Genomic DNA, 4,968 nt, shown 5'->3' with positions numbered 1-4,968 from the left:
CCTCGCTTACTGACACCCCATGGCGCTAACTCCTGCAATTTCAGCGCGGACACGGCGATACTGAGGCACAGACCACCGAGATGCAGGAGTTGGTGCACCGCGAAAGGACCGCCATGAGCACGCAGACCTTCGTTCTCCCCGATGTCGGGGAGGGCTTGACCGAGGCCGAGATCGTCACCTGGAAGGTCGCCCCCGGCGACGCCGTGCAGGTCAACGACGTGCTCGTCGAGATCGAGACCGCCAAATCGCTCGTCGAACTGCCCTCGCCGTTCACCGGCACGGTCAGCGAGACGCTCGTCGAGGAGGGCGTCACTGTTGCCGTGGGGACCCCGATCGTGACGATCGAGGCGGCTCCGGCCGAATCCGCGCCGCTGTCACAGACTGACGCTCCCGGTGCCGGCGGATCGCAATCCCTGACAGCGGCAGCCACGGGGGATGAGGGTGGCGGCGCGGTGCTCGTGGGATACGGGACGGGTGGTGCTGTCACCTCACGTCGCCGCAAGCCCGCCGAGCGGCCGGTGACGGCATCCGTCGGGGTCATCGCGAAGCCCCCGATCCGCAAGCTCGCGCGCGATCTCGGTGTGGACCTTGCGGCCGTCACGCCCTCGGGCGAGGCCGGCGAAGTCACCCGCGAAGACGTCGTGAAGCACGCGTCGCAGGCAAGTGTCTTCCGCAACATCGAGACCCCCGACTGGCCCGAGGTACGCGAAGAGACGATTGCTGTCGCGCCCGCTGCGGCGCCGGTGTCACCCGCCCCCAACGGTGTCGCTTCCCCGTTCGCGCAGGCCGCGGGACGGGTCGAGTCGATCCCGGTCAAGGGCGTGCGCAAGGCAACCTCGACCGCCATGGTGCAGTCGGCGTACTCGGCACCGCACGTGTCGGTGTGGACGGATGTCGACGCGACGCGCACGATGGAGCTCGTCAAGCGTCTGAAGGCATCCCCCGACTTCGCGGACGTCAAGATCTCGCCGCTGCTGATCATGGCGCGCGCCGTCATCTGGGCGGTGCGCCGGACGCCGATGGTGAACGCGGCGTGGGTGGACGGCGACGGCGGTGCCCAGATCAGCGTGCGCCACTACGTCAACCTCGGGATCGCGGCAGCGACACCTCGAGGACTGCTTGTCCCGAACATCAAGGACGCCCAGGACCTCAATATGCGCGAGCTCGCTCGCGCCCTCGAGAAGCTGACGCTCACGGCGCGCGAGGGCAAGACCACCCCGGCTGATCAGCAGGGCGGCACGATCACGATCACCAACATCGGCGTGTTCGGAATGGATGCCGGAACCCCGATCATCAACCCCGGGGAGTCGGGCATCGTCGCGATGGGCACCATCCGGCAAAAGCCCTGGGTCGTGGATGGCGAGGTGCGTCCTCGCTATGTCACAACCGTCTCGGGCTCGTTCGACCACCGGGTCATCGACGGCGATGGGATGAGCCGCTTCATCGCCGACGTCGCGTCGATCCTCGAGGAACCCGCGCTCCTGCTCGACTGACGCGTCCACGGCGCCGTCGGGTGAAGGATCGCGCTCGCTCGTTTTGATAATGATTCTCACCTCCGTTATCGTTGTCGGTATGACGACCGGACGACTTTCCACGCTGCTCGCGCTGGGCGCGGCATCCGCCCTCACCCTCACGGCCTGCGCCGGTACGGGCGGAACGTCTGAGACCTCAGTCCCGGATGCCGCCACGCTGAGCGTCGTCGCGTCGACCAACGTCTACGGTCAGATCGCCGAAGAGATCGGTGGTGACGCGGTCACGGTCACCTCGATCATCGACTCCGCGGCGCAGGACCCGCACGAGTTCGAGCCGACGGCTCAAGACCAACTCACGGTCTCGGAAGCCGACCTCATCATCGAGAACGGCGGCGGCTACGACGGCTTCATGGATGCCATGATCGAGGCGAGCGGCACGACTGCTCCGGTCATCACCGCTGCCACGTTCAACGCCAATTACCCCGGCGACGATGGCGCAGCGGAGACCGAAGACGCTCACGCCGATGAGGACGGTCACGACCACGCGCACATCGAGGGATTCAACGAGCACGTCTGGTATGACCCGCACACGATGGAGCACTTCGCCGAAGCCATCGCTGAGGAGCTCTCGACGCTTGACCCCGACAACGCTGACCTCTTCGAGACCAACGCTGCAGCCTTCATCGACCAGATCGCCGGGCTGGAGGCATCCCTCGACGAGATCTCGGCAGCTCATGCGGGCGAGGGGGTGTTCGTCACCGAGCCCGTGCCTGTCTACCTGATCGTGGCGGCAGGGCTCGAGAACCTCACCCCCGAGGCCTTCAGCGAGGCCGTCGAGGAGGGGCAGGACGTGCCCCCCGCAACCCTGCTCGAGGCGCTGGGCATCGTGGAGGACGGCTCCGTCAAGGTCGTCATCGCCAATGCGCAGACCGGTGGTGCCGAGACCACGCAGATCATCGATACTGCGACCGCGCAGGCAATCCCGGTGCTGGAGTTCACGGAGACCCTTCCGGAGGGCCAGACTTACATCTCGTGGATGCAGCAGAACATCGCGGAGCTCGCGGACGCGCTCGGCGCGTGAGCTCCAGCGCGACCTCGGACGCCCAGCCGCCGCTCCGCATCCGCGGGGCGGCGCTGCGCCGTGGCGAGCGGGAACTGTGGGCGGGACTTGACCTCGACGTCGAGCCCGGCGAGTTCATCGCGGTTCTCGGGCCCAGCGGCTCCGGCAAGACGACTCTGCTGCGGGCCATCCTCGGTCTCGAACACCTGAGCGCCGGGACCATCGAGACAAGCGGCCGCCGGGTTGAACGCCGGGGTAACCGGCACATCGGCTACGTGCCCCAGCAACGCCCCCTGCCACCCGAGACCGCGCTGCGGGGTCGGGACCTCGTGACCCTCGGTGTCACCGGCCATAAGTTCGGCTTCAGCCTCCCGCGTCGGAGTGAGCGCGACCGGGTTGACGCGTTGGTGGCGGACGTCGGTGCCGAAGGGTTCGCCGACCGGCCCGTCGGTGAACTGTCCGGGGGCGAGCAGCAACGGCTGCGCATCGGGCAGGCGATCGCCGACGACCCCGGCCTGCTGCTGTGCGATGAGCCGCTGACGAGCCTCGACCTTGCCAACCAACAGGCGATCGTGGCGCTCATCGATCGGCACCGGCGCGAGCGCGGCACCGGTGTGCTGTTCGTCACGCATGACATCAACCCCGTCCTCGACGTCGTGGATCGCATCCTCTACATCGCCGGGGGCCGGTTCACGCTCGGAAAGCCCGACGAGGTCTTGCAGACGAGCGTTCTCAGCGACCTCTACGGCGCTCCCGTCGCTGTGCTGCGCGCCGGCGACCGGCTCGTCGTCGTCGGCGCGCCGGATGCCGAGGTCTCACACCATCACCACCCCGACGGCGACGAACTCGGTGGGGTGCACGCATGAACTGGTCTGACATCGGTGACGCCATGTTCGGGGGGGTGTCCGACTACGGTGCGATCCTCGCGTTGGTCTCGAACTCGGTCATCGCAGGCGCCGTGCTGGGCCTGGTCGGAGGCCTCGTCGGCGTCTTCGTGATGCAGCGCGACATGGCCTTCGCGGTGCACGGCATCAGCGAGCTCTCGTTCGCGGGCGCCGCGTTCGCGCTCCTGATCGGCTGGGATGTCGTGACCGGGTCGATCGTGGGCTCGCTCATCGCTGCGGGACTCATCGGATGGCTCGGTGCCCGCGCCCGCGACCGCAACTCGTTCATCGGCGTGCTCATGCCGTTCGGCCTGGGGCTGGGCATCCTGTTCCTCTCGCTCTACAGCGGCCGCAGCGCCAACCGGTTCAGTCTGCTGACGGGTCAGATCGTCTCGGTGCAAAACGCACAGCTCGGGTGGTTGATCGCGATCAGCATCCTGGTTCTGCTCGGTCTGCTCTTCATCTGGCGACCCCTGCGCTTTGACTCCCTCGACCCGCAATCGGCGGCAGCGCGCGGCGTGCCGGTCACGGCGGTCTCTCTCGGGTTCATGCTGCTGCTCGGGCTGATCGTCGCCGTGGCGATCCACATCATCGGTGCGCTGCTGGTCATGGCGCTGCTCGTGACCCCTGCGGCGGCTGCCATGCGGATCGCCTCCGGTCCGTGGAGTGTTCCGCTGCTGGCGGCAGGGTTCGGATTCGTCTCGGCAGTGGGCGGCATCCTGTTGGCCATCGCCGGCACGCTCCCGGTGAGCCCCTACATCACAACCATTTCGTTCCTGATCTACCTCGTCTGCCGCCTGGTGGGAGGACGCCGAGGTCGGGTGACGCGGGCGCGGTTCACGTGAGAGCTCCCACGCGCTCCCAGCCGGCGCCGAACGTGGCTCGCTAGACTCCCGGCCATGGCGCAACGCAATACCTGGCAGCGCGAACGCGTGCGCACGGCGCTGGGCGACGCCCCTGGCTTCATCAGTGCCCAGTCACTTCACGCGGTGCTTCGCGACGAAGACACCGGGATCGGCCTGGCTACGGTCTACCGCGCTCTTGCGAGTCTCGCCGACGAGGGCGCAGCCGATACGCTGCACGGCCCCGACGGCGAGAGCCTCTATCGTGCGTGTGAGACTTCGGGGCATCACCACCACCTGATCTGTCGCTCGTGCGGGGCGACTGTGGAGATCGCAGCGACCCCCGTCGAGCAGTGGGCGCGGTCGGTCGCCGAACAGCACGGCTACACGGATGCCGAGCATGTCGTCGACATCTTCGGGCGCTGCCCCGAATGCACGGCGCGCGCCCGCGCGGCATCCGGCGATGGGAACCGTGCGCGCTGACGCGCCGGTGACCGATCGCGCGCGTGCCGGGGGCGCGAGCCCGGGTGCCCGGGCAGCGGTCGGCGTCGGAATCGGCATCCTCTTCCTCGCGATCCTGGTCGCGATCGACCTTCTGTCACCGTCGCTGTTCACCTCACCCCTGTCGACGCGAGCGCAGGACGGTCTGACCCTCGCGATCAGCGTCCTGATCGAGTCACTGCCGTTCGTGGTGCTCGGTGTGGTGCTCT

At 67.9% G+C, this 4,968-nt stretch carries 5 protein-coding genes and 1 pseudogene; all 6 read left to right on the top strand.

Translation table 11 applies throughout. The features are described from left to right. The first annotated feature begins 113 nt into the window (after positions 1-113). Positions 114-1,493, top strand: a complete 1,380-nt coding sequence (locus tag Q1V87_RS02705) for a dihydrolipoamide acetyltransferase family protein (RefSeq protein ID WP_300590761.1) — start codon at positions 114-116, stop codon at positions 1,491-1,493. A 79-nt stretch (positions 1,494-1,572) separates the two neighbouring features. Beyond that, positions 1,573-2,553 carry a zinc ABC transporter substrate-binding protein gene (locus Q1V87_RS02700; protein WP_300590760.1) on the top strand — a complete coding sequence of 327 codons (981 nt, stop codon included), beginning with the start codon at positions 1,573-1,575 and terminating at the stop codon, positions 2,551-2,553. Further along, on the top strand, positions 2,550-3,398 hold the full coding sequence (locus Q1V87_RS02695) for a metal ABC transporter ATP-binding protein (protein ID WP_300590759.1): 849 nt from the start codon (positions 2,550-2,552) through the stop codon (positions 3,396-3,398). Before Q1V87_RS02700 ends, Q1V87_RS02695 begins: the two co-directional genes overlap by 4 nt. Further along, the gene (locus Q1V87_RS02690; protein WP_300590758.1) at positions 3,395-4,261 is read left to right on the top strand and encodes a metal ABC transporter permease; all 867 of its coding nucleotides are present in this window, start codon (positions 3,395-3,397) and stop codon (positions 4,259-4,261) included. The genes Q1V87_RS02695 and Q1V87_RS02690 overlap by 4 nt, the downstream gene beginning before the upstream one ends. Before the next feature lie 54 nt (positions 4,262-4,315). Then, positions 4,316-4,741 carry a Fur family transcriptional regulator gene (locus Q1V87_RS02685; RefSeq protein ID WP_300590757.1) on the top strand — a complete coding sequence of 142 codons (426 nt, stop codon included), beginning with the start codon at positions 4,316-4,318 and terminating at the stop codon, positions 4,739-4,741. Continuing rightward, positions 4,722-4,968, top strand: a pseudogene (locus Q1V87_RS02680) (permease); the annotation flags it as partial. The gene Q1V87_RS02685 and the pseudogene Q1V87_RS02680, both read left to right, overlap by 20 nt.

This window comes from Microbacterium sp. (assembly GCF_030149085.1).
GTDB lineage: Bacteria > Actinomycetota > Actinomycetes > Actinomycetales > Microbacteriaceae > Microbacterium.
Note: the sequence above shows the minus strand (reverse complement) of the source record. Positions and strands in the feature narration are given on the sequence as shown.

What these genes read in the sequence shown, in the direction of transcription:
- Q1V87_RS02690 (WP_300590758.1), top strand. Translation starts at nt 3,395, where the DNA reads ATGAACTGGTCTGACATCGGTGACGCCATGTTCGGGGGGGTGTCCGAC.
- Q1V87_RS02705 (WP_300590761.1), top strand. Translation starts at nt 114, where the DNA reads ATGAGCACGCAGACCTTCGTTCTCCCCGATGTCGGGGAGGGCTTGACC.
- Q1V87_RS02685 (WP_300590757.1), top strand. Translation starts at nt 4,316, where the DNA reads ATGGCGCAACGCAATACCTGGCAGCGCGAACGCGTGCGCACGGCGCTG.
- Q1V87_RS02700 (WP_300590760.1), top strand. Translation starts at nt 1,573, where the DNA reads ATGACGACCGGACGACTTTCCACGCTGCTCGCGCTGGGCGCGGCATCC.